The organism is Streptomyces sp. NPDC056161, assembly GCF_042268025.1.
GTDB lineage: Bacteria > Actinomycetota > Actinomycetes > Streptomycetales > Streptomycetaceae > Streptomyces.
Genome location: NZ_JBHJUV010000003.1, coordinates 299,246 through 321,432, shown reverse-complemented (window position 1 = coordinate 321,432; position 22,187 = coordinate 299,246). Strand labels below are relative to the sequence as shown.

General features: G+C 68.7%; 18 protein-coding genes. 8 read left to right on the top strand and 10 right to left on the bottom strand.

Going from position 1 to position 22,187, the window contains the following annotated elements; all coding sequences use genetic code 11:
• Positions 1-22: 22 nt before the first annotated feature.
• Entirely contained in the window at positions 23-967 is a 945-nt protein-coding gene (locus tag ACFC09_RS05105) for a hypothetical protein (protein ID WP_376524060.1), read from the top strand.
• 217 nt (positions 968-1,184) lie between these two features.
• On the opposite strand, the gene ACFC09_RS05100 is transcribed toward ACFC09_RS05105, so the two are convergent.
• Together ACFC09_RS05100 and ACFC09_RS05095 are read right to left on the bottom strand one after the other, a co-directional pair.
• On the bottom strand, positions 1,185-2,162 hold the full coding sequence (locus ACFC09_RS05100) for a hypothetical protein (RefSeq protein WP_376524059.1): 978 nt from the start codon (positions 2,160-2,162) through the stop codon (positions 1,185-1,187).
• Between the two features lie 596 nt (positions 2,163-2,758).
• Positions 2,759-3,730 carry a hypothetical protein gene (locus ACFC09_RS05095; RefSeq protein WP_376524057.1) on the bottom strand — a complete coding sequence of 324 codons (972 nt, stop codon included), beginning with the start codon at positions 3,728-3,730 and terminating at the stop codon, positions 2,759-2,761.
• Positions 3,731-4,242: 512 nt separating this feature from the next.
• Between ACFC09_RS05095 and ACFC09_RS05090 the strand changes: the two genes are divergently transcribed.
• The 5 genes from ACFC09_RS05090 (at position 4,243) to rbsD (ending at position 10,322) form a co-directional block, all read left to right on the top strand.
• Positions 4,243-5,376 carry a LacI family DNA-binding transcriptional regulator gene (locus tag ACFC09_RS05090; RefSeq protein ID WP_376524055.1) on the top strand — a complete coding sequence of 378 codons (1,134 nt, stop codon included), beginning with the start codon at positions 4,243-4,245 and terminating at the stop codon, positions 5,374-5,376.
• Positions 5,373-6,980, top strand: a complete 1,608-nt coding sequence (locus ACFC09_RS05085) for a sugar ABC transporter ATP-binding protein (protein ID WP_376524054.1) — start codon at positions 5,373-5,375, stop codon at positions 6,978-6,980. The genes ACFC09_RS05090 and ACFC09_RS05085 overlap by 4 nt, the downstream gene beginning before the upstream one ends.
• A complete protein-coding gene (locus tag ACFC09_RS05080) occupies positions 6,970-8,922 on the top strand; it encodes a substrate-binding domain-containing protein (protein ID WP_376524052.1) in 1,953 nt (650 codons plus the stop codon). Before ACFC09_RS05085 ends, ACFC09_RS05080 begins: the two co-directional genes overlap by 11 nt.
• 105 nt (positions 8,923-9,027) lie before the next feature.
• Positions 9,028-9,936, top strand: a complete 909-nt coding sequence (locus ACFC09_RS05075) for a ribokinase (RefSeq protein ID WP_376524050.1) — start codon at positions 9,028-9,030, stop codon at positions 9,934-9,936.
• Positions 9,933-10,322, top strand: a complete 390-nt coding sequence (gene rbsD, locus ACFC09_RS05070) for a D-ribose pyranase (protein ID WP_376524048.1) — start codon at positions 9,933-9,935, stop codon at positions 10,320-10,322. The genes ACFC09_RS05075 and rbsD overlap by 4 nt, the downstream gene beginning before the upstream one ends.
• Before the next feature lie 453 nt (positions 10,323-10,775).
• Here rbsD and ACFC09_RS05065 read toward each other — a convergent pair whose 3' ends face one another.
• The 8 genes from ACFC09_RS05065 to ACFC09_RS05030 form a co-directional block, all read right to left on the bottom strand.
• Positions 10,776-11,210 (bottom strand): hypothetical protein, encoded by a 435-nt coding sequence (locus tag ACFC09_RS05065; RefSeq protein WP_376524047.1) that lies wholly within the window; start codon positions 11,208-11,210, stop codon positions 10,776-10,778.
• A 224-nt stretch (positions 11,211-11,434) separates the two neighbouring features.
• On the bottom strand, positions 11,435-11,827 hold the full coding sequence (locus tag ACFC09_RS05060) for a hypothetical protein (protein ID WP_376524045.1): 393 nt from the start codon (positions 11,825-11,827) through the stop codon (positions 11,435-11,437).
• Positions 11,827-14,229 (bottom strand): glycoside hydrolase domain-containing protein, encoded by a 2,403-nt coding sequence (locus ACFC09_RS05055; RefSeq protein WP_376524043.1) that lies wholly within the window; start codon positions 14,227-14,229, stop codon positions 11,827-11,829. Before ACFC09_RS05055 ends, ACFC09_RS05060 begins: the two co-directional genes overlap by 1 nt.
• Before the next feature lie 227 nt (positions 14,230-14,456).
• Positions 14,457-14,954 (bottom strand): hypothetical protein, encoded by a 498-nt coding sequence (locus ACFC09_RS05050; RefSeq protein WP_376524041.1) that lies wholly within the window; start codon positions 14,952-14,954, stop codon positions 14,457-14,459.
• A 181-nt stretch (positions 14,955-15,135) separates the two neighbouring features.
• Positions 15,136-15,651, bottom strand: a complete 516-nt coding sequence (locus ACFC09_RS05045; RefSeq protein WP_376524040.1) for a hypothetical protein — start codon at positions 15,649-15,651, stop codon at positions 15,136-15,138.
• 800 nt (positions 15,652-16,451) lie between these two features.
• Complete coding sequence (locus ACFC09_RS05040) at positions 16,452-17,252, bottom strand: sugar phosphate isomerase/epimerase family protein (RefSeq protein WP_376524123.1); 801 nt, start codon at positions 17,250-17,252, stop codon at positions 16,452-16,454.
• A 32-nt stretch (positions 17,253-17,284) separates the two neighbouring features.
• Positions 17,285-18,460 carry a dihydrodipicolinate synthase family protein gene (locus tag ACFC09_RS05035; RefSeq protein ID WP_376524039.1) on the bottom strand — a complete coding sequence of 392 codons (1,176 nt, stop codon included), beginning with the start codon at positions 18,458-18,460 and terminating at the stop codon, positions 17,285-17,287.
• On the bottom strand, positions 18,457-19,617 hold the full coding sequence (locus ACFC09_RS05030; RefSeq protein ID WP_376524038.1) for a Gfo/Idh/MocA family protein: 1,161 nt from the start codon (positions 19,615-19,617) through the stop codon (positions 18,457-18,459). Before ACFC09_RS05030 ends, ACFC09_RS05035 begins: the two co-directional genes overlap by 4 nt.
• A 502-nt stretch (positions 19,618-20,119) precedes the next feature.
• On the opposite strand from ACFC09_RS05030, the gene ACFC09_RS05025 reads away from it, so the two are divergent.
• Both ACFC09_RS05025 and ACFC09_RS05020 read left to right on the top strand, forming a co-directional pair.
• The gene (locus ACFC09_RS05025; protein ID WP_376524036.1) at positions 20,120-21,166 is read left to right on the top strand and encodes a LacI family DNA-binding transcriptional regulator; all 1,047 of its coding nucleotides are present in this window, start codon (positions 20,120-20,122) and stop codon (positions 21,164-21,166) included.
• A gap of 102 nt (positions 21,167-21,268) precedes the next feature.
• On the top strand, positions 21,269-22,174 hold the full coding sequence (locus tag ACFC09_RS05020; RefSeq protein WP_376524035.1) for a helix-turn-helix transcriptional regulator: 906 nt from the start codon (positions 21,269-21,271) through the stop codon (positions 22,172-22,174).
• Positions 22,175-22,187 lie beyond the last annotated feature (13 nt).

Here is a 22,187-nt window from a genome sequence, read left to right as displayed (position 1 = left end):
ACATCGTACGAAAGGAGAGCAGATGGTCGGCTCATCGCATGAAGCGCTGCACCGGATCTTCCAGAAGGACCCGGCACTGCTGACGAGGGCGTTACAGCAAGTACTGGACGTGCCTTTTCCCGAACCCCGGGAGATCGCCGCGCTGAACGTGGACCTCACCGAGATCGAACCCGTCGAACGCCGCGTGGACACCCTGCTGCGGGCGGAGACCGACGAGGGAACCTACCTCCTCGTGGTCGAATCACTCGGAGAGGCCGACGATCGGAGGCGGGGAAGCTGGCCGTACCACCTGTCCTGTCTGCGCAAGAAGTACCGCTGCGAGCCCGTGCTCATCGTCATCACCCAGAACAGCGCCACTGCCAAGTGGGCCGCACAGCCCATCAGGCTCGGCTTCCCCGGCTGGGATTCGCTGACCGTACGCCCGCTCGTGCTCGGTCCGGACAACGTACCGCTCATCGCCGACGAGCGGCAGGCCAAGCAGGACGTACCTCTTGCGGTGCTGTCGGCCATGCCACACGGACAGGGTCCACAAGGCGCGGCCGTACTGGAATCCCTGGCAGCCGCCCTGCGGACCGTCGACACCGACAGCGCCGCGGTCTTCGTGCAGTTCGTCGACTCATGCCTGGTCGATCCCCAGGCGAAACAGATGTGGAGGGACCTGATGACGGCGATCCAGTACTTCTGGCGACACCCCCTGGCCGAACAAGTCCGCGAAGAAGGCCGCGAACAAGGACTGGAACAAGGACTGGAACAAGGACTGGAGCAGGGACTGGAGCAGGGACTGGAGCAGGGCCGCGCCGAAGGCCAGGCCAAGATGGTTCTCCGCATCCTCGAATGGCGAGGCATCCCCGTCCCCGACACCGTCCGCGAACGCGTGACCACCTGCACCGACCTCGACCAGCTCGAAGCCTGGGCCCAACGCGCCGTCCACGCCACCGACGCGGCGGAGTTGTTCACCGAGAGGTGAGCGGGTGAGCCGTCGGGTCGCCGACTCACGATGACGAAAAGCTGGGGCGCGGAACCTCCTCGCCCCAGCACTTGAAGAAGTCGCGAGGTGCAGCGGTCCGCCGCCGAACACCTGGACCGGCTGCCGCGCGACCACCGCATCGCGGTCTTCGTCGGGGCAGAGGACCGCCGTCAGACGACGGCCGGAACCGGATACCCACCGGACCCGGGGCGGCCCGTCAACGCGTCGGTGCCTTCCCCTGCGATGGCACCTGCCCCTGCGACGGCATCTGCCACTGCCCGCCCGTCCAGCCCCGGTCCGTCGTGCGCTGGTCCGTTCCGTGCATCCCGAACTGGCCGGCCGGACCGAGCGGAGGCTGAGTTAGGACGGCGTGTCCGCTGACGGGGTTGTGAGGCGGACTGCTTTGGCCATAGCCCATATCGGTCGCGGCTTGGTAGAAGTCGCCGTAAGGCTGGGCCGGACCGCCTTGTATGCCGGATTCCACCGGGTAGCTGAAATCGTAGGCCGGGCCGGGGAGAACAGCCGGCACCGCCTGGTCCCCGAAACCGACCGGCATTTCAATGAAGCCTTCCTGCGGTACCTGCGGTAGGTAGTCCTGGGCAGTGGCACCATAGAGGAGTTCCTGCCAATTTGGGTACGCGGCGGACATTTCTGCCGCGAGCTCCTGGGCTCCGACGCGGGCTTCCTCTTCGAAGTCGGGGACTTCCCATGGAACACTTTCTTGGGCGTGGGTCATGGCGTAACCCTGTGCGCCGACTCCCACCCGATATCCGTACTCGGCGTTCAGGCTGGCATCGGCCGAGCCCGACTGGCTGGGAGAGCCGGTCGGTATCTTCTCAGCCTTCGGAGTGGGAGAGCTTTTTTTCTCACGACTGCGGGAGCTACTGGCTTGGTCGCGGTCCGCGCCTCCTTTCGACGTGACCTCACGAATACGCCACCCATCGAGATATTCTTCGATTTTATAGCCGTGCTTTGCAAGTGCTTCAATCAAGCCCGCAGGGTAAGGACGCATCCTCCCTGTTTGCGACTGATTGTAAAACCAGTCATGGGGCAAAAAAGATTCAACTCTTTTACCCCCCTCCGCTTTATTATCGTCTACCTCTACACTGACCCGCAGGTCTCTCTCGCGAGGTAATTTACCTCTTTCTGTCTCATTCAGCAGCTTCGTAAGAGCTTCATCGGAAATTCTCGCCATGGGGGTCTCCTTCAGGGCCCGGCAGACTTCTCCCGTAGTAACGGCTCCCGCCTCCCGATGGTTCACTCCGCGTCACGGTCAGGCGGTCGGGATGCATTCCTGCTGGTCGCGTGTGCGGTAGGGGCGGAGGGCGTCAATTCGTCAGTGGGGTTCCGTTTTCACCGTGATGCCGGTGTTTTCCGGACCACCACGGGCCCGCACCATCGGGGACGGGGCAGCTGGCCCTACTACCTCTCGTACTTGTTCGAGAAGTACCGCTGCGAGCCCGTGCTCATCGTCATCACCCAGAACAGCGCCACCGCCAATCGACCAGCTCGAAGCCTGGGCCCAACGCGCCGTCCACGCCACCGACGCGGCGGAGTTGTTCACCGAGGGGTGAGCGGGTGAGCCGTCGGGTCGCCGACTCACGATGACGAGAGGCTGGGGCGCGGAACCTCCTCGCCCCAGCGCTTGAAGAAGTCGCGAGGTGCAGCGGTCCGCCGCCGAACACCTGGACCGGCTGCCGCGCGACCACCGCATCGCGGTCTTCGTCGGGGCAGAGGACCGCCGTCAGACGACGGCCGGAACCGGATACCCACCGGACCCGGGGCGGCCCGTCAACGCGTCGGTGCCTTCCCCTGCGATGGCACCTGCCCCTGCGACGGCATCTGCCACTGCCCGCCCGTCCAGCCCCGGTCCGTCGTGCGCTGGTCCGTTCCGTGCATCCCGAACTGGCCGGCCGGGCCGAGCGGAGGCTGAGTTAGGACGGCGTGCCCGTGGACGGGGTTGTGAGGCGGACTGCTTTGGCCGTAGCCCATATCGGTCGGGGCTTGGTAGAAGTTGCCGTAAGGCTGGGCCGGACCGCCTTGTATGCCGGGTCCCATCGGGTAGCTGAAATCGTAGGCCGGGCCGGGGAGAACAGCCGGGACTGCCTGGTTCCCGAAACTGACCGGCATTTCATTGAAGCCTTGCTGCGGTACCTGCGGTAGGTAGTCCTGGTCAGTGACACCGTAGATGAGTTCCTGCCAATTTGGGTACGCGGCGGACATTTCTGCCGCGAGCTCCTGGGCTCCGACGCGGGTTTCCTCTTCGAAGTCCGGCACTTCCCAGGGAACACTTTCTTGGGCGTGGGTCATGGCGTAACCCTGTGCGCCGACTCCCACCCGATATCCGTACTCGGCGTTCAGGCTGGCATCGGCCAAACCCAACTGGCCGGGGAAACCGGTCGGCATCTTCTCAGCCATCGGAGTGCGAGAACTTTCTTCCTCTCGACTGTGGGAGTTACCGGTTTGGTCGTGGTCCCGGCCTCTTTCCGACCCGGCGACCCGAAGACGCCATCCATTGAGAAGTTCTTCGGGTTCATAGCCGTGCTTTGCAAGTGCTTCAATCAAGTCCGTAGAGTAAGGGCGACCCCTCCCAGGTCCCAGCTGGGTCCTAAGCCAAGGGTAGAAGAGAAAGGATTCAACTTTCTTGAACCCTCTATTATTTTCTACCTCTACATTGACCCGCGAGCTCCCCGGGCCGGGCAATTTACCTTTTTCTGTCTCATTCAACAGCTTCGCAAGAGCTTCGTCGGAAATGCTCGCCATGAGGGTCTCCTTCAGCGCTCGGCAGACTTCTCCCTTGGTAACGACTCCCACCTCCCGATGGTTCACTCCGCGTCACGGTCGGTCGACGGGATGCATTCCTGCTGGTCGCGTGTGCGGTAGGGGCGGAGGGCGTCGATTCGTCAGTGGGGTTCCATTTTCACCGTGATGCCGGTGTTTTCCGGACCACCACGGGCCCGCACCATCGGGGACGGGGCCGGGGCCGGGGACGGCGACACGGTCGGCGCGGATGACCATGCCGTCGAGGTTCCGCTGCGTCAGCCCGGCGCAACGCCCACGGCGGCCCCGCCTCAGCACGGCCCCGCCTCAGCACAGCCCCGGGTCACGATTGGGTTTCGGCCACCCTCCGCCTCTTGCCTCCGACCCGTGTAATCGATTCCAATCCTCCGTACGTGTCGATGTAATCGATTCCACGGCGTGTTCAGGCGTGCACAGGCGTGTTCAAGCATGTCCACACGTGTCCTCAAGCGTGTCCACAAGGAGGTGGTACGGCGATGGCGAGCATCAAGGACGTCGCCGCCGAGGCGGGGGTCTCCGTCGCCACGGTGTCGCGGGTCCTGAACGACCATCCGTCGGTCAGCGCGGACGCCCGTGCGCGCGTGCTGGCCGCCGTCGACGTCCTGGGCTACCGGCCCAACGCCGTCGCCCGCTCCCTCCGCACCGACCAGACCCACACCCTCGGCCTGGTCATCAGCGACGTGCTCAACCCGTACTTCACCGAACTGGCCCGCTCCGTCGAGGAGGAGGCCCGCGCGCTCGGCTACAGCGTCATCATCGGCAACGCCGACGAACGGCCCGACCTCCAGGACCATCACGTACGGAACCTGCTGGACCGCCGGATCGACGGGCTGCTCGTCTCGCCGACCGACGGCGGCTCGTCGCTGATGCTGGACGCCGTGCGGGCGGGCACGCCGATGGTCTTCGTCGACCGGTGGATCCCGGGTGTGGACGTCCCGGTGGTCCGTGCGGACGGGCAGGGCGCGATCCGGGATCTCGTCGCCCATCTGCACCGGCTCGGGCACCGGCGGCTCGCGATCATCGCGGGGCCCGCCGCCATCACGACCGGCAGCGAGCGCGTCGAGGCGTTCCGGGCGGCCATGGCCGAGTACGGGATCCCGCTGCCCGCCGCCTACATCGGCCAGGGCGACTTCAAGGCCGAGAGCGGACGGCGGGTCACCGAGGGCTTCCTGGACCTGCCCGAGCCGCCCGAGGTCGTCTTCGCCGCCGACAACCTGATGGCGCTGGGCGCGCTGGACGCCGTTCGCGCGCGCGGGCTGCGGGTGCCGGACGACCTCGCGCTGGCCGCGTTCGACGACATCCCGTGGTTCGTGCACACCGACCCGCCGGTCACCACGGTCGCCCAGCCCACGGGCGACCTGGGCCGGGCCGCCGTACGGGCGCTGGTGGACCGTATCGAGGGGCGGGCGGCCGAGTCCGTCACCCTCGCCGCCCGGCTCGTCGTGCGCCGCTCGTGCGGCGAGCCGGATCCCGCGGAACCGGTCCCCGCGCCCCGAGAATCGTCCGGCCGCCGGGAGCCGCCGGCTTCACAAGAACCGTCAGCCTCGCGGAATCCGTCAGCTCCCCGAGAGCCAGAGCCGTCCCCCGTAATGAACAGGAGCCAGTCGTGAGCGACCCGGACGAGTTGCTGCGCATCGAGGGCATTCGCAAGACCTTCCCGGGCGTGGTCGCGCTCGACAGCGTCGACTTCGACCTGCGCCGCGGCGAGGTGCACGTGCTCCTCGGTGAGAACGGCGCCGGCAAGAGCACCCTGATCAAGATGCTCTCCGGTGCCTACCGCCCCGACGCCGGGCGGATCCTGGCCGGCGGCGAGGAGGTGCGCATCCACAGTGCGCAGGACTCCGAGCGCCTCGGTATCGCCACCATCTACCAGGAGTTCAACCTCGTACCCGACCTGACGGTCGCCGAGAACATCTTCCTGGGCCGCCAGCCGCGCCGCTTCGGGATGATCGACCGGAAGAAGATGGAGGCGGACGCGGAGGTCCTGCTCGCTCGCGTCGGTCTCAACGTGTCGCCCCGCGCGCGTGTCCGTGAACTAGGTATCGCACGCCTCCAGATGGTCGAGATCGCCAAGGCGCTCAGCCTGGACGCGCGTGTGCTGATCATGGACGAGCCGACCGCCGTGCTCACCTCGGAGGAGGTCGAGAAGCTGTTCGCCATCGTGCGCGGGCTGCGCGAGGACGGCGTCGGGGTCGTGTTCATCACCCACCACCTGGAGGAGATCGCCGCGCTCGGCGACCGGGTGACCGTCATCCGGGACGGCCGGAGTGTCGGCCAGGTCCCGGCCGACACGCCGGAGAACGAGCTGGTACGACTGATGGTGGGCCGCTCCATCGAGCAGCAGTACCCGCGGGAACGCCCCGCGACCGGCGACGCGTTGCTCACCGTGGACGGCCTCACCCGCGACGGCGTCTTCCACGACATCAGCTTCCAGGTGCACGCCGGTGAGGTCGTGGGCGTCGCGGGGCTCGTCGGGGCCGGCCGGACCGAGGTGGTCCGGGCCGTGTTCGGCGCCGACCCCTATGACAAGGGGGCCGTGCGGGTCGCCGGGGCGCCGCTGCGGCGGCACGACGTGAGCGCGGCGCTGAGCGCCGGGATCGGCCTCGTACCCGAGGACCGCAAGGGCCAGGGCCTGGTCCTTGACGCGTCCGTCGAGGAGAACCTCGGCCTGGTGACCCTGCGGACCGCGACCCGCGCCGGGCTCGTCGACCGGCGGGGGCAGCACCGGGCGGCCGAACGGATCGCCGGGCAGCTGGGCGTGCGGATGGCGGGCCTCGGCCAGCAGGTGGGCACGCTGTCGGGCGGCAACCAGCAGAAGGTCGTCATCGGCAAGTGGCTGCTCGCCGACACCAAGGTGCTCATCCTCGACGAACCGACGCGCGGCATCGACGTCGGCGCCAAGGTCGAGATCTACCAGCTCATCAACGAACTCACCGCCCAGGGCGCCGCCGTCCTCATGATCTCCAGCGATCTGCCGGAGGTCCTGGGCATGAGCGACCGGGTGCTGGTGATGGCCCAGGGCCGGCTCGCGGGCGAACTCGCGGCCGGCGAGGCCACCCAGGACGCCGTGATGGCGCTCGCCGTCAGCACCCCCACCGCTCCCCCGACCGTTCCCCCCACCGCTCCCCCGACCGCACCCACGACCGCACCCACGACCGCACCCACGACCGCACCCACGACCACGACCGAAACGGAGGCCGCTCGTGGCCACTGACACGCTCAAGAGCCGTTCGGGCACGAGCGGCGCCCCGGGCGGCCTGCGCCGCCTGCTGCTCGAAAACGGCGCGCTCACCGCGCTCATCGTCCTCGTCATCGTCCTGTCGGCCCTGTCCGGCGACTTCCTGACGACCGACAACCTGCTGAACATCGGCGTCCAGGCGGCCGTGACGGCGATCCTCGCCTTCGGCGTGACCTTCGTGATCGTCTCGGCGGGCATCGACCTGTCGGTCGGTTCGGTCGCCGCGCTGTCGGCCACGGTCCTCGCCTGGGGCGCCACCCAGCACGGTGTGCCGGTCGCGCTCGCCGTGATCCTCGCGATCGTCACCGGCATCGTCTGCGGCCTGGTCAACGGCTTCCTGATCGCGTACGGGAAGCTGCCACCGTTCATCGCGACGCTCGCCATGCTGTCGGTGGGCCGCGGCCTGGCCCTGGTCATCTCGCAGGGCTCCCCCATCCCCTTCCCCGCCTCGATCTCGCACCTCGGGGACACGCTGGGCGGCTGGCTGCCGGTGCCGGTGCTGGTCATGGTCGTCATGGGGCTGATCGCGGCCTTCGTGCTCGGCCGGACGTACATCGGCCGTTCCATGTACGCGATCGGCGGCAACGAGGAGGCCGCGCGCCTGTCGGGCCTGCGCGTCAAGAAGCAGAAGCTCGCGATCTACGCCCTCTCCGGCGTCTTCGCCGCCGCCGCGGGCATCGTGCTCGCCTCCCGGCTGTCCTCCGCGCAGCCGCAGGCGGCCGACGGCTACGAGCTGGACGCCATCGCCGCGGTCGTCATCGGCGGCGCGTCGCTCGCGGGCGGCACCGGCAAGGCGTTCGGCACGCTGATCGGCGCGCTGATCCTCGCGGTGCTGCGCAACGGCCTCAACCTGCTGTCCGTGTCCGCCTTCTGGCAGCAGGTCGTGATCGGCGTCGTCATCGCGCTGGCCGTGCTGCTCGACACCGTGCGCCGCAAGGCGGGTACGGTCCCGCAGGGCGCGGGCAGCGGCGGCGGCAACCGGGGCCGGCAGGCGGCGTCGTACGGTCTTGCGGCCGTGGTCACCGTGGCGATCGTCGGCGCCACCTCCTTCCTGCACAACGGGTCCTCCGGCAGCGACAACCCGAAGGTGGGCCTGTCGCTGTCCACCCTCAACAACCCGTTCTTCGTGCAGATCCGGGCGGGCGCGCAGGCCGAGGCGAAGAAGCTCGGCGTCGACCTGACCGTCACGGACGCCCAGAACGACGCCTCGCAGCAGGCCAACCAGTTGCAGAACTTCACCAGTTCGCGGCTCGGCGCGATCATCGTCAACCCGGTGGACTCGGACGCCGCGGGCAACTCCGTGAAGGCCGCCGACCAGGCGAAGATCCCCGTGATCGCCGTCGACCGCGGCGTCAACAACGCCCGTACGGACGCCCTCGTCGCCTCCGACAACGTCACCGGCGGCGAACTCGCCGCCAAGACGATCGCCGAGAAGCTGGGCGGCTCCGGGAAGATCGTGATCCTCCAGGGGCAGGCCGGCACCTCCGCCGCCCGCGAGCGCGCCGCCGGTTTCACCGCGGGTCTCAAGGCGTACCCGGGCATCCAGGTCGTGGCCCAGCAGCCCGCGGATTTCGACCGCACCAAGGGGCTCGACGTGATGTCGAACCTGCTCCAGGCCCACCCCGACGTGCAGGGTGTCATCGCCGCCAACGACGAGATGGCCCTCGGCGCGATCAAGGCCCTGGGGTCGAAGGCCGGCCGCTCGGTCCCGGTCGTCGGCTTCGACGGCACCCCGGACGGCCTGACCGCCGTGAAGAACGGCACGCTGTACGCGTCGGTGGCGCAGCAGCCCACCCAGTTGGGGAGGATCGCGGTGGACAACGCGCTCGACGCGCTCAAGGGCAAGAAGATCGACGAGACGGTGAAGGTACCGGTGAAGGTGGTCACCAAGGACAACGTGAACGGGTTCACCGGCTGACACCACGCCTCGTCCCTCCGCCCTCTCCCTCTGTATCCCTCTGTATCCCTCCGCACCCCTCCGCACCCCTCCGCACCCCTCCGCACCCCACAGGGAGCCAATCCGATGTACGACTACGACCTCCTGGTCGTGGGATCGGCCAACGCCGACCTGGTGATCTCCGTCGAGCGCCGTCCGGGCGCCGGGGAGACCGTGCTCGGCTCCGACCTGGCCGTCCATCCCGGCGGCAAGGGCGCCAACCAGGCGGTCGCGGCCGCCCGCCTGGGAGCCCGTACGGCCCTGCTGGCCCGGGTCGGCGACGACGCGCACGGCCGGCTGCTGCTCGACTCGCAGCGGACGGCCGGGGTCGACACGGCGGGCGTCCTGGTGGGCGGCGCGCCCACCGGCGTCGCACTGATCACCGTCGATCCGTCCGGCGACAACAGCATCGTGGTGTCGCCGGGCGCCAACGGCCGGCTGACCCCGGCGGACGTACGGGCCGCGGACGGTCTGCTGCGCGCCTCCCGGGTGGTCTCGGCACAGTTGGAGATCCCGTTGGAGACGGTCGTCGAGGTGGTGCGGAACCTGGGTCCGGACAGCCGCTTCGTGCTCAACCCCTCGCCGCCCCGGCCGCTGCCCGCGGAGGTGCTGGCCGCCTGCGACCCGTTGATCGTCAACGAGCACGAGGCGCAGGTGATCCTGGGCGGGCAGGCGGACGGGGTGGGCGAGCGGCCCGAGGACTGGGCGCGGGCCCTGCTCGCGAAGGGCCCGCGGTCGGTGGTGGTGACCCTGGGCGCCCAGGGCGCGCTGACCGCCGATGCCGACGGCGTGACCCGGGTGCCGTCGGTGAAGGTGGCCGCCGTGGACACCACGGGCGCGGGCGACGCGTTCACCGCCGCGCTGGCCTGGAAGCTGGGCGCGGACTCCGCCCTGCCCGAGGCGGCGGCCTACGCGGCCCGGGTCGGCGCGGCGGCGGTGACGAAACAGGGCGCCCAGGAGTCGTACCCGACGGCGCCGGAGGTCGAGGCGCTGTGAAGAAGGCGGGCATCCTCAACCGCCGACTGGCCGGGGCGCTGGCCGAGTTGGGGCACGGTGACGGGGTGCTGGTGTGCGACGTCGGCCTGCCCGTCCCGCGCGGCCCGCGCCTGGTCGACCTGGCCTTCCGGGCGGGCGTGCCGTCGTTCGCCGAGGTGCTTGAGGGGCTGCTCGCCGAACTCGTGGTGGAGGGCGCGACGGCGGCCGACGAGACACGGGCGGCCAATCCGGCCGCCTTCGCCCTGCTCGACGGGCACTTCCCCGGGCTGTCCCTGGTCCCGCACGAGCGGCTGAAGCAGCTCTCCGGGGACGCCCGCCTGATCGTGCGCACCGGCGAGGCCCGCCCGTATGCGAACGTGTTGCTGCGGTGCGGGGTGTTCTTCTGAGGGAGCGCTCCGCCGGGGGCGGCGAGGAGTCTCCGACCCGCCCCGCAGCCCCCCACCACCACACCAGGCCGCCGGGAGCGGACCGTCGGCTCTACCAAGCCCTCGACACCGGACCCGACCCGCTGCGCCTCGCCGCCTTCTGCGTCCGGCCGGGGCGAGGTCGCTGCCTGCGGTCAGCGACTCCCGAGCGGCTCCTGCCTGCGGAACCGACGGTCCGCCGGCTGCCGACCCCGATGGATTGCGACGCCCTGGACCGACGGGACCGTGGGCCGTCGGCTCGCCGACCGCCGCTCCCGCACGGCGTACGGTCTGCCGTACCGGCCGTCGACAGCAAGAGCCTGCATGGGGCGGCCAAGGCCAGGGGCCGGAAAATTCACCTCCTCGCCGCCCTGGACCACACCACTGGCCGCCGCTTTCCCGACAGAAAGCCATCGGCCGTCAAGGCGCAGGATCCTAGAGGTAAGCGGCAGACTTTCTGCGGCGATCAGGGAGGAACGGGTCGATCGATCCAGCGCCGGATCCGGGGGCCGCGTCCTCGCCACGGATCCGGCGGGCAAGACGGACAAGTCTGGGATCACCGGGGCGAACATTGATCTGGAAGTGGGACTCCTTGACCTGCTTCGCGTGTCCGCCCCAGCCGACGACGTCCTGACAGTCGGCGAGGATGTCCGCGATGACTACCCGCTCCAGATCGGACAGGCCGGTGCCCCTCTGCGCTCCCAGCGGGTAGAAGAGGGGACGGATCGCGATCGCGGTACCGGACAGGTAGTTCGACTCGAAGTCGGCGCCGACGGTGCGGTCGACGGTGTAGCCGTGGACGTCGCCGGGGCGAAGCATGTCGATCTCGTAGGCGAACCGGCGGGCCACGTACAGCAGCACGGTGGCCACGTCCCCCTTCAGAAGCGGAACGGTGACGTCGGTACCCTCGATCCGGAGAGTGTCAGTGTGACTGTCGTCGACGACGGGCCAGTGATTCTGCGTTCGTCCGCCTTTCCACGCACTCTCCGCAGGAGCGGCTGCAGCGCTGGAGTTGCTGACGAGGAGGACTCCCGCCGTGATGCCTGCGGTAAGGCCGAGGACCTGACGTCGGGTGGGTATGTAAGCGGTGTCGCTCACTGTGTTTGTCCTTTCCGGTAGCGGCGATAGGCAAGGACCGCCAGCGTCACCAGGCAGCCGGCCAACAGGGCTGCACAGGTGAACAGGAGTGGATTGACCCAGCCGCTCACGAGTTCCTTCTGCTGACCGTCGTCCCAGTAGCAGGTGGCCCGCAGCGGGAACACACTGCTCTCATAGCGGTCGAAGTGGACGATGGGACGCATGTAGTCGAAGTCAGGACATGCGTGCGACGGGGAAGCGAAGATGACCTGCCACCAGCCGAGCAGGCAGCACAGGGTTCCCGTGGCGGTGGATGCCTTGATCAGACCGAGAAGTCGTCGGCCCTTCTGGACCCGCACGAAGAGCAGCCCGAAGCCCACGAAGAGCACCGCCAGGAACCAGGAACCCATCAGGCTGTACCGTCCGCGAACAGCCTGACGTGGTTCGACAGCATCTTTGCCTGGCTGCCGGCCTCCAGCTCGGCACGCGCGGTCAGCGTCTCCGCGAAGCCTCGGCAGTATTCCCTCAGCATGTCTTCCGGGAGCAGGTGGGAAAGAACCATAGCGAGCCCTCCCTGCTGCTGTTCGAGTGCGATACGCCCGAGGTTGATGAGCGGAACATCGATCGACGTGAGGATGTAGTACGCGGCGTCCTCCGAAATGGCCTGCGAGGCGTTGAACCGCTTGGCACGGTAGTCCCTGAACCGGGTCACCCCACCGGTCTGCTCGTAGTGCTCACGCAGAGCCGTCGTGATGGGCGTGCCAGACCGCATCTTCTCGGCCAGGAGAAACCCGTCGGCGTCCTCCAAGAGGTCCCCGAGACTGAAAGTGGAGGTCACACCGATCTTGCCGAGACGTTCTGTGCAGTAGGTGTAACCGGAGGCGTAGGAGTCGCTGTCGCGACGCCATTCCCCGTAGAACGTCATGAGGTCTCCGGCCCATCCGGCCACGTCACCCGCATTGGCCTTACTCTTGTCAGACAGAGGCGGCACGATCATGTGTCCGGCCGCAGTGGCCAGCAGGTGATCCGGGTTCAGAGTCTGCCCTGTGAAGGGGTCGGTGAAGTCGGAGATCAGTTCTGCCCCCCGGCTATCGGCGTAATCGATGAACTCCCGGTCGACATCGGCGATCAGCATGCTCCACTGGACGTCCGCATAACGCTTCTTCCGGTAATAGTCCGTGACCAGCCGGTTCGCGTCGCCCTTGCCGTAACTCTCGGCGAGGCTGTACAGCTGGTCGATGTTCGCGAGAAGGTCAGCGGCGGAAGAAGCGGCACGATTGATGTCCTTCTGGCCTTCATCGGACTTGGGCCGGTGAACGTCACGGTCAAGGGCGAACGTGTCGCTGCCGTTGGTGATCTGATACTCCTTGATCTGATTGAACGACCAGTTCGCAGGCAGCGGGAACCCGAGGTTGCCTGAGAACCCCCAGGACATGCCTGACACGAACGAGTAGGCCGCATAGGTCTCTTGCGTCACCTGCGCACACACGTTCCTGGATCCGTAAACACCGTGGAGGTACCGCTTGCCCTTGGAGGCGAGCCCGGCAACGACACCACCGAAATATTCCACGATCTTCGGCATGTCCTCCACGGTGGCGTCGTAGTCGACGGCGAAGTAGATGACGGTGCCTCGGTTGAACCCGAAGTGTACGGCCTGGTCGTGCGCAAGGCGGCCGTGCTTGTAGCCGTTGTCCCTGTAGTACTCCGACAGGCTTCTGCCGTTGTCCTGAAAAATGGGGAAGACCCGGATGTCCGCGGCGAAAATATCGTTTAGTTCTCCCTCCTCAAGCATCTTCGACCCGCCGCCGGCCGAAGCCTCATTCAGGTAGCGGCCAACGTACCGGTAACCGTCGGCGTACATACGCTGGGCCCGTGACGGCGTGATGGTGTACGCGGTGTCGGAGCCGGTGGCTGACCGGTCTGGATCCCCCATGGAGACCAGGAGCTGGGCCCAGGTCTGGTAGTCGCCCACACCCGTCTGCTCAGTGGTGGAAAACGCGGAGAACTTCTGAAAGTTGGCCACCCAGCCTTCGATGTCCGAGTCCCAGGTGTCGGTGAAGTGGGTTCGCTGATCGTCTGCGGGCGCGGTCGTGACCGGCTCGTTGAAGACACAGGCGGCGGAGAACAGTTGCATGAAGATTCCGGAAGATCCAGGACCGACAGTGTGGGCCTTGAGAGCGGTCTGAGTGCCAGGACCGAAGTTTCCGGTGGCCTGATCCTCGGGGATGCCGCTCTCGATCTGGATGGCCTTCATCAGCGCCTGCTGGACGTCGCGGGAGTAGTGGCCGTCCGTGGGGCCGATGGTGCAGGTACTCCTCGTCCAGTACCGCCCGTTGAGCCACTGCTGTATGGACCTGACCTTGTCGTCACCGCCGGCGAGAACGACGTAGGCATCCATGTTGAGGATCGCCTTGAACACTTTGGGCTGGACCACGCCACCGTCCCGGGCGAGGCCCATGTTCTCCTTCATCTGGTCGACCGACGAAGCAGCGTCGGAGTCGAAGGCGACGACACTGGTGTCTCCGCCCCAGTAGCCCTTGCAGAACAGGCCGTGGCGGATAATCTTGACGATGTTCTTGTTCGTCTGCCAACCGATACCGATGTTGCCGAGAGTGGACAGTGCGGAGAGGGTTCCCGAACCAAAGTTGGCCACGACCGGGCTGATACCCAGTTCATGCTGAAGGCCCATGGTCAAGCTGTACATAGTGACCCAGCCGGTTTTTCCGTCTTCGGGGCACGCTGCGTAGCCAGCCACATTACCGTAGGTGGCATTGACCCACTTCTGGGCAGCAAGAACCTTTTCATCAGCCATAGGACGACCTCTCCTTGATCGGTTGGAGATTCTCAAATCGCATGAGGCAAAAGGGAAGTGGGACCGGACCACCGTTGCCGAGATCACCACAGGCATAAGCCCAGGGCTGACGCGTCCCGATCGGCGAGCTAAGAACGCATCGGCCCTGACGGAGCACCATCTCGCCGGTCACGGAGAACTGTTCACGAGATCAGCGAACAGAGAAGTGTGGCGAGTGCCAGAAAAAGTCAACGGGAGTCGCCGAATGGGTAGACATCCCGCACTACATCCAGGCTGATCCGCAAGTCGGCAGGGCTGGTGTCGGTGCCTGCTGCCGTAATGTCGACCTGGGTCGGCCAAGTGGTTCCCGGGAAGACGTTGTCTGCTTTGGTCACGACCGTGACGGGGGAATCCTGGCTTCCCCCTACCACCGTGACCTTGACCCGGTAGGCGACGCGGTCGTCACCTCCGTTGTGGATGGTGATGGGGATGTACATGCGGCCGGACTCTCGGCGCGGCCCGTAGGCGATGACTTCACCATGTTCCGCGGTGGAGGTCGGTTTCCCGAGTCCATCGTTCCCGGGCGCCGGAATGCGAGTGTTCGCGGGGGCGACGGGGTCTCCGCCGACGGCTGCGGCAGCGCGTTGATTCGCGGCCTTGAGCGCTGCCTCGCCTGCGGCATCGCGGTTGTCCGTCGATTGGAGTGACGGATCATCAGCTTTGGCTGTCTGCTGGGGAGCGCCCACCGATTGGTCGGCGGCACCTGACCGGTCCGGGGCCGCCGACTGGTCTGCACCTGTCGACCGGTGTGCAGCCGGGGCAGCGGCCTTTTTGTCGCTTTGGCTTCCGCACGCCGTCAGGACAAGTGGCGCCAGCGCTAATGCCACTACAAGGCGGGCGGAGAGTCGGTGTCGGCGGAGTATGTGCTCAGTCACAGGGGAAGACATACTCGCTCTTGTAGTCGATGTACAAGTTGCTGGAGGTGCTGCCCATCTTGGCGGTTACGGGAGCACAGGCGAAGCTTGTGACGTAGACCGGGCCGGCGTACTCGGTGAAGTTCCCCGTGTCGGTGTCGCAACCGGTGCCGTCGACCTTGCAGACGTGCAGGTACATGTACTGCGCCTTTCCGACGTTGTTGTCGAGGATGGCGCAGCCATTGCCGCCGTTCTCGTAGGCGAACAGCGTGCCGAGACGCAGACTGGGATCAACGCCGAGGGGGAGCGGTATGCCCTTGCTCAGCGTGTAGCCGGACCCGCAGGCAGTGGCAGCCGTTGCCGCAGCAACGGGATCCGCCTGGGCGAGGGCTCGCGTGATCGAATCGGCCTTCGCCGAGACCTTTACCGTGGGCTGGTCGACGGCGGATGCCTGCGGCACGGCCGCTGCGAAACCGGCCAGTACGGCAGTGGCGGCGGCAACGCGCAAACCTGCTCTGAGGATCGACACGAGGATGTCCTCCCGGGTGACGGAATACTGGTGGTCGCACCTACGCGCTGCTGGTAAGCCACGCGTCGGGTATTACGACGTCAAATCTGCCGGAGTGCTCGGCTTCAGAGGGGCGCCCTGCTGGTGAGCGTGACCTTAGCAACAAGAACGATCACCGAGGCGAACATATTTTCGCATTGTCGCGTTCATGACTGGAATCGATCCACAAGCGGAGCCTCGTCAACGTTGCACGTGATCGCCGCCCTCCCACTGCGGCACGCCCCTCCGACGGCGCAAGCGGAATAGATGTGACGAATATGTGGATGGCCGGTTTCACATCCTGCACACTGTGGCCGCAGGGTGCGTCGTGAAAGGTGCAGGTCGGGCGGGCCGATGTGCGCGGGTTTCGGGTTGGTCAGCAACCGGTGTCGGTGGAGATCGTCTGACCGGTCGGCCGGGAGGACTCTCTGCGTCTGTTACGCCTGTATCGGTGGGCCGCCTATGAACCGTCGCGGTGTCCGCACGCCGAAGACGGTGGTGCTGGTGTGGGAACGTCTGATCCGTAGCGGATCACGGCTCGCCACAGCGAAGTGGACGCGCTCGCCCGACACGGGTGCCGCTGGAGCGGCAGTCCGCATGAAAGCGCAGGCGACGGGGCAGGCAGTGCTGCTGATCCCGCACCTCCGTGAGACTCCTGACGAAGCCGCACTGCCTGGTACGGGTCCCCGCAATCGGACCGGGCGGCCCTCGCCCGGAGTCCTGAGCAGGCACCCCTCCGCGCCCCTGGCGGGGCGCGGAGGGGTGGGGTGGTGCGCGGGGCGTCAGCCCATCACATGCTCCACGAACCGCTCCGCGGTCTCCGCCAGTACCTCCCGTCCGTCCCTCGCCCACAGCTCCTCGTTGAACAGCTCGACCTCGATGGGTCCGGTGTAGCCCGCGGCCTCCACGTATCCCCGCCACTCCCGCATGTCGACCGAGCCGTCGCCGATCTGGCCGCGGCCGTTGAGGACGCCCGCGGGGAGCGGGGTGGTCCAGTCGGCCAGTTGGAAGGTGTGGATGCGGCCGGCCGCGCCCGCGCGGGCGATCTGGGCGGGGGCCCGGTCGTCCCACCAGATGTGGTACGTGTCCACGGTCACCCCCACCTGGTGCGCGGGGAATCGCTCGGCCAGGTCCAGGGCCTGGGCGAGGGTGGAGACCACGCAGCGGTCGGACGCGAACATGGGGTGCAGGGGCTCGATGGCCAGGCGTACGCCGTGGTCCTCGGCGTACGGGGCGAGTTCCGTCAGCGCGTCCGCGATGCGCTCGCGGGCCGCCCGCAGGTCCTTCGTGCCGGGCGGCAGGCCGCCGGAGACCAGGACCAGGGTGTCCGTGCCGAGCGCGGCGGCCTCGTCGACCGCGCGGCGGTTGTCGGCCAGGGCCGCCGTCCGCTCCTCGGGATCGACGGCCGTGAGGAAACCGCCGCGGCACAGGGTCGTCACCGTCAGGCCCGCGTCACGCACCAGCTCGGCCGTGGCCTCGACGCCGTACGACTGGACCGGTTCGCGCCACAGGCCCACCCCGGGCACGCCCAACTGCGCGCACGCGGCGACCAGTTCGGGCAGGGAGAGCTGTTTGACGGTCATCTGGTTGATGGAGAAGCGGGCGAGTGCGGTGCTCACTGGTTCACCCCGTACAGCGACAGCAGGTTCTTCATGCGGGCCTCGGCCTGTTTCGGGTCCGGGAACAGGCCGAGGCCGTCGGCGAGTTCGTAGGCGCGGGCGAGGTGGGGCAGGGAGCGGGCCGACTGGAGGCCGCCGACCATCGTGAAGTGGGACTGGTGGCCCGCGAGCCAGGCCAGGAGGACCACGCCCGTCTTGTAGTAGCGGGTGGGCGCCTGGAAGAGGTGGCGGGAGAGGGCGACGGTCGGGTCCAGCAGCCGGCGGAAGCCGTCCGTGTCGCCGGTGTCGAGGACGCGTACCGCCTCGGCCGCCAGTGGGCCCAGCGGGTCGAAGATGCCGAGCAGGGCGTGGCTGAAGCCCTGTTCGTCGCCGGCGATCAGCTCGGGGTAGTTGAAGTCGTCGCCGGTGTAGCAGCGGACCCCGTCGGGCAGGCGGCGGCGCAGGGCGATCTCCCGCTGGGCGTCCAGCAGGGAGACCTTGATGCCGTCGACCTTGTCGGGGTGGGCGGAGATGACCTCCAGGAAGGTGTGGGTGGCGGCGTCCAGGTCGGCGCTCCCCCAGTAGCCCTCCAGGGCCGGGTCGAACATGGGGCCCAGCCAGTGCAGGATCACCGGTTCGGCGGCCTGCCGGAGCAGGTGGCCGTAGACCTCCAGGTAGTCCTCCGGGCCCTTGGCCACGGCGGCCAGCGCCCGCGAGGCCATCAGGACGGCCTGCGCGCCGGACTCCTCGACGAGGGCGAGCTGCTCCTCGTAGGCGGCGCGGATCCCGGCCAGGTCGTAGGGGTGGCCGACCGTCGACGCGGCCGCGGTCAGCTGGTCCGTCCCCACCCCGCAGGCGATCCGGCCGCCGGTCGCCCGCGCCTCGGCCGCGGACCGGCGGATCAGCTCGGCGGCGCCCGCCCAGTCGAGGCCCATCCCGCGCTGCGCGGTGTCCATCGCCTCGGCGACGCCCAGCCCGTGGGACCACAGGTGGCGGCGGAAGGCGAGGGTGGCGTCCCAGTCGACGGCGGCGGGCGAGCCCGGGTGGACGTCGGCGTACGGGTCGGCGACGACGTGGGCCGCCGAGAGGACCGTACGGGAGGTGAAGGGGGTGCCGGGGGTGGGCGCGAGCGGCTCGGTGCGCGGTTCGTAGGTCCGCAGCACGCCGTGCGCGTCCGGGAGTCGGATGGTCACAGCGAGATCTCCGGTACGTCGAGGCGGCGGCCTTCCGCCGAGGACTTCAGGCCCAGCTCGGCGAGCTGGACGCCGCGGGCGCCGGCCAGCAGGTCCCAGTGGTAGGGGGCGTCGGCGTAGACGTGCTTCAGGAACAGCTCCCACTGGGCCTTGAAGCCGTTGTCGAACTCCCCGTTGTCGGGTACTTCCTGCCACTGGTCGCGGAAGACCTCGGTGGCCGGGATGTCCGGGTTCCACACCGGCTTGGGGGTGGCGGAGCGGTGCTGCGCGCGGCAGCGCCGCAGCCCGGCGACGGCCGATCCCTCGGTGCCGTCCACCTGGAACTCGACCAGTTCGTCGCGGTTGACGCGGACCGCCCAGGAGGAGTTGATCTGGGCGACGGCTCCGCCGTCCAGCTCGAAGATGCCGTACGCGGCGTCGTCCGCCGTGGCCTCGTACGGCTTGCCGGTCTCGTCCCAGCGCTGCGGGATGTGGGTGGCGGCGAGGGCCTGTACGGAGGTGACCCGGCCGAACAGCTCGTGCAGGACGTACTCCCAGTGCGGGAACATGTCCACGACGATGCCGCCGCCGTCCTCGGCGCGGTAGTTCCAGGAGGGGCGCTGCGCGGACTGCCAGTCGCCCTCGAAGACCCAGTAGCCGAACTCGCCGCGCACGGAGAGGACGCGGCCGAAGAAACCGCCGTCGATGAGCCGCTTCAGCTTGAGCAGGCCGGGCAGGAAGATCTTGTCCTGGACGACGCCGTGCTTGATCCCCTTGGCGTGGGCGAGGCGGGCGAGTTCCAGGGCGCCGTCGAGGCCGGTGGCGGTGGGCTTCTCGGTGTAGACGTGCTTGCCGGCCGCGACCGCCTTCTTGATCGCCTCCTCGCGGGCCGAGGTGACCTGGGAGTCGAAGTAGATGTCGACCGACGGATCGGCGAGGACCGCGTCCAGGTCGGTGGAGACGCCGGCGGCGGGGTCCAGGCCGTGCCGCTCGGCGATGGCCCGCAGGGCGTGCTCGCGGCGGCCGACCAGGATCGGCTCGGGCCACAGCACGGTGCCGTCGCCGAGGTCGAGTCCGCCCTGTTCGCGCAGGGCGAGGATCGACCGGACGAGGTGCTGGCGGTAGCCCATGCGCCCGGTCACGCCGTTCATGGCGATACGCACCGTCTTGCGTGTCACGTCAGTCCCTTCGTGGGCATCCGAAGTCCCTTCGCGGGCATCCGAAGTCCCTTCTTCTCCTGTATGTCACGGCCGCCCCGCAGGCATGCGCCGCGCGGCACGCCGGGCGGGAACGCACGGCGGGCAGGCACGGCCACCTTAACAGCAAGCGCTTTCTATCACTGGGGAAGCTAGCCTCTGACCAGTGGTCCTTTCAAGGGGTGTGTCCATTCCGGATGAATCGAGGGGGCGAGGGTGCGAGAGGTCGGCCGTATGGTCCGCTCGGGATCGCCCGCTCGGGATCACGTGCTCACCGCCGCCCGCGCGGGGGCGGATCCACGGAATACGGCGAATCACCTACGGCGAACACGGCACTCACCACTCATAGCGATCCATACCGACCGATACTCACCAATGCCCACCAATACCGATTAATGCCGATCACTACAGACCCGTATCGACCCATGACGACTTGCGACTCGAACGACTCGCACCACGAGATGCGCGACCGGAGGACGACGAGATGACGGTGACCCTGGCGGACGTGGCGGCCCGCGCGCAGGTCTCCCCCGCGACGGTGTCGCGCGTACTGAACGGCAACTACCCGGTGGCCGCCGCGACCCGGGAACGGGTGCTGCGGGCCGTGGACGAGCTGGACTACGTCCTCAACGGACCGGCGAGCGCCCTGGCCGCCGCCACCTCCGACCTGGTCGGCATCCTCGTCAACGACATCGCCGACCCCTTCTTCGGCATCATGGCCGGCGCGATCCAGGCCGAGATCGGCGGTCCGGGCGGACGCGCGGGCGGCGAACGGCTGGCGGTCGTCTGCAACACCGGTGGCTCGCCGGAGCGCGAGCTGACCTACCTGACGTTGTTGCAGCGGCAGCGGGCCGCGGCGGTGGTGCTCACCGGCGGCGCCGTGGAGGACGCCCCGCACGCGGCGGCGGTCGCGGCCAAGCTGCGCAGGCTGGCGGAGGCGGGCACCCGGGTGGTGCTGTGCGGGCGTCCGCCCGCTCCGGAGGCCGAGGCCGTCGCGCTGACCTTCGGCAACCGGGACGGGGCCCGCGAGCTGACCGACCACCTCATCGGTCTGGGGCACCGGCGCCTCGGCTACATCGCCGGACCGCAGGAGCGCACGACCACCCGGCACCGGCTGGAGGGCCACCGCGCGGCGCTGTCCGCGGCCGGCATCGACGCGGACCCGCAGTGGACGGTCCACGGCCGCTACGACCGCCGCTCCGGCTACGAGGCGACGAAGGAACTGCTGCGCCGGGACCCGTCGTTGACGGCGGTGGTGGCCGCGAACGACACCGTCGCGCTCGGCGCGTGCGCCGCGCTGCGGGAGTCCGGCCTGCGCATCCCGAAGGACATCTCGGTGGTGGGCTTCGACGACCTGCCGTTCAGCGCCGACGCGGTGCCCTCCCTCACGACGGTCCGGCTCCCGCTCGCCGAGGCCGGGGCGCGCGCGGGCCGTATCGCGACGGGCCGCGAGGAACCGCCGCCCGGGAGGATCGCGACGGTGCGGGGCGAGTTGATGGTCCGGGAGTCGTCGGGGCTGCCCCGCGCCTGAAGGAGGCGCGGGGAGGGCGCCGGGCGCGGCCCCGGCCTCGCGCGGCGAGGGGGGTACTGGCAGGGGCCCCCATCCGCGGCGCGGCCCGCCTACCCTGTCGGCATGGACAACCGGGACGCAGTCAGCGCATTCCTCCGCTCCCGCCGCGACCGGATCACCCCCGAGCAGGCGGGGCTGCCGACGTACGGCCGGCGGCGGGTGCCGGGGCTGCGCAGGGGTGAGGTCGCGGCGCTCGCCGGGGTGAGCGTCGAGTACTACACGCGCCTGGAGCGCGGCAGCCTCAGGGGTGTCTCCGACAGTGTGCTGGACGCCCTCGCCCAGGCCCTGCGGCTCGACGAAACCGAACGCATGTACCTCTACGACCTCGCTCGCGCCGCAGGTCCGGCGCCCGGGGCGCGGCCCCGGCAGCGGGCGGCCCGGCCTGCGGTGCGGCCGAGCGTGGCGCGGATCGTCGAGGGCATGCCGGAGCTGCCGGCGTTCGTGATGAACGACCGGCTCGACGTGCTGGCCGCCAACCCGCTGGGCCGGGCCCTGTACTCCCAGATGTACGCCGACCCGGCCTGCGGGGGGAACGTCGCCCGGTTCGCGTTCCTCCACCCCGCCGCCGAGCGGTTCTACGCCGACTGGGAGCGGATGGCCCGCTTCGCCGTGGGCGCGCTGCGCGTCGGCGCGGGCAAGAACCCCCACGACCGGGAGCTGTCGAACCTGATCGGTGAGCTGTCCACCCGCAGCGACGCCTTCCGGGTCATGTGGGGCTCCCAGGACGTGCACGTCTTCCGCATGACCACGAAACGGCTCCACCATCCGCTCGTCGGCGACCTGGAGCTGGACCAGGAGACCATGAACCTGCCCGACGAGAGCGGCCTGAGCGTCGTCGTCTACAGCGCACCACCCGGGACCGCCTCCGCGGACGGCCTGAAGCTGCTCGCCAGCTGGTCCGCCACCGACGGGCAGGAACAGGACGCGCGCCCCCACCCCACCAGCGCGCCCCCACCCCCTCGGCCCTGACGGACGGTCCGTC

Coding starts and splice junctions, on each gene's coding strand:
- ACFC09_RS05060 (WP_376524045.1), bottom strand. CDS start 11,827: ATGGGTTCCTGGTTCCTGGCGGTGCTCTTCGTGGGCTTCGGGCTGCTC.
- ACFC09_RS05100 (WP_376524059.1), bottom strand. CDS start 2,162: ATGGCGAGAATTTCCGATGAAGCTCTTACGAAGCTGCTGAATGAGACA.
- ACFC09_RS05025 (WP_376524036.1), top strand. CDS start 20,120: ATGACGGTGACCCTGGCGGACGTGGCGGCCCGCGCGCAGGTCTCCCCC.
- ACFC09_RS05075 (WP_376524050.1), top strand. CDS start 9,028: ATGTACGACTACGACCTCCTGGTCGTGGGATCGGCCAACGCCGACCTG.
- ACFC09_RS05020 (WP_376524035.1), top strand. CDS start 21,269: ATGGACAACCGGGACGCAGTCAGCGCATTCCTCCGCTCCCGCCGCGAC.
- ACFC09_RS05090 (WP_376524055.1), top strand. CDS start 4,243: ATGGCGAGCATCAAGGACGTCGCCGCCGAGGCGGGGGTCTCCGTCGCC.
- ACFC09_RS05040 (WP_376524123.1), bottom strand. CDS start 17,252: ATGACCGTCAAACAGCTCTCCCTGCCCGAACTGGTCGCCGCGTGCGCG.
- ACFC09_RS05095 (WP_376524057.1), bottom strand. CDS start 3,730: ATGGCGAGCATTTCCGACGAAGCTCTTGCGAAGCTGTTGAATGAGACA.
- ACFC09_RS05055 (WP_376524043.1), bottom strand. CDS start 14,229: ATGGCTGATGAAAAGGTTCTTGCTGCCCAGAAGTGGGTCAATGCCACC.
- ACFC09_RS05105 (WP_376524060.1), top strand. CDS start 23: ATGGTCGGCTCATCGCATGAAGCGCTGCACCGGATCTTCCAGAAGGAC.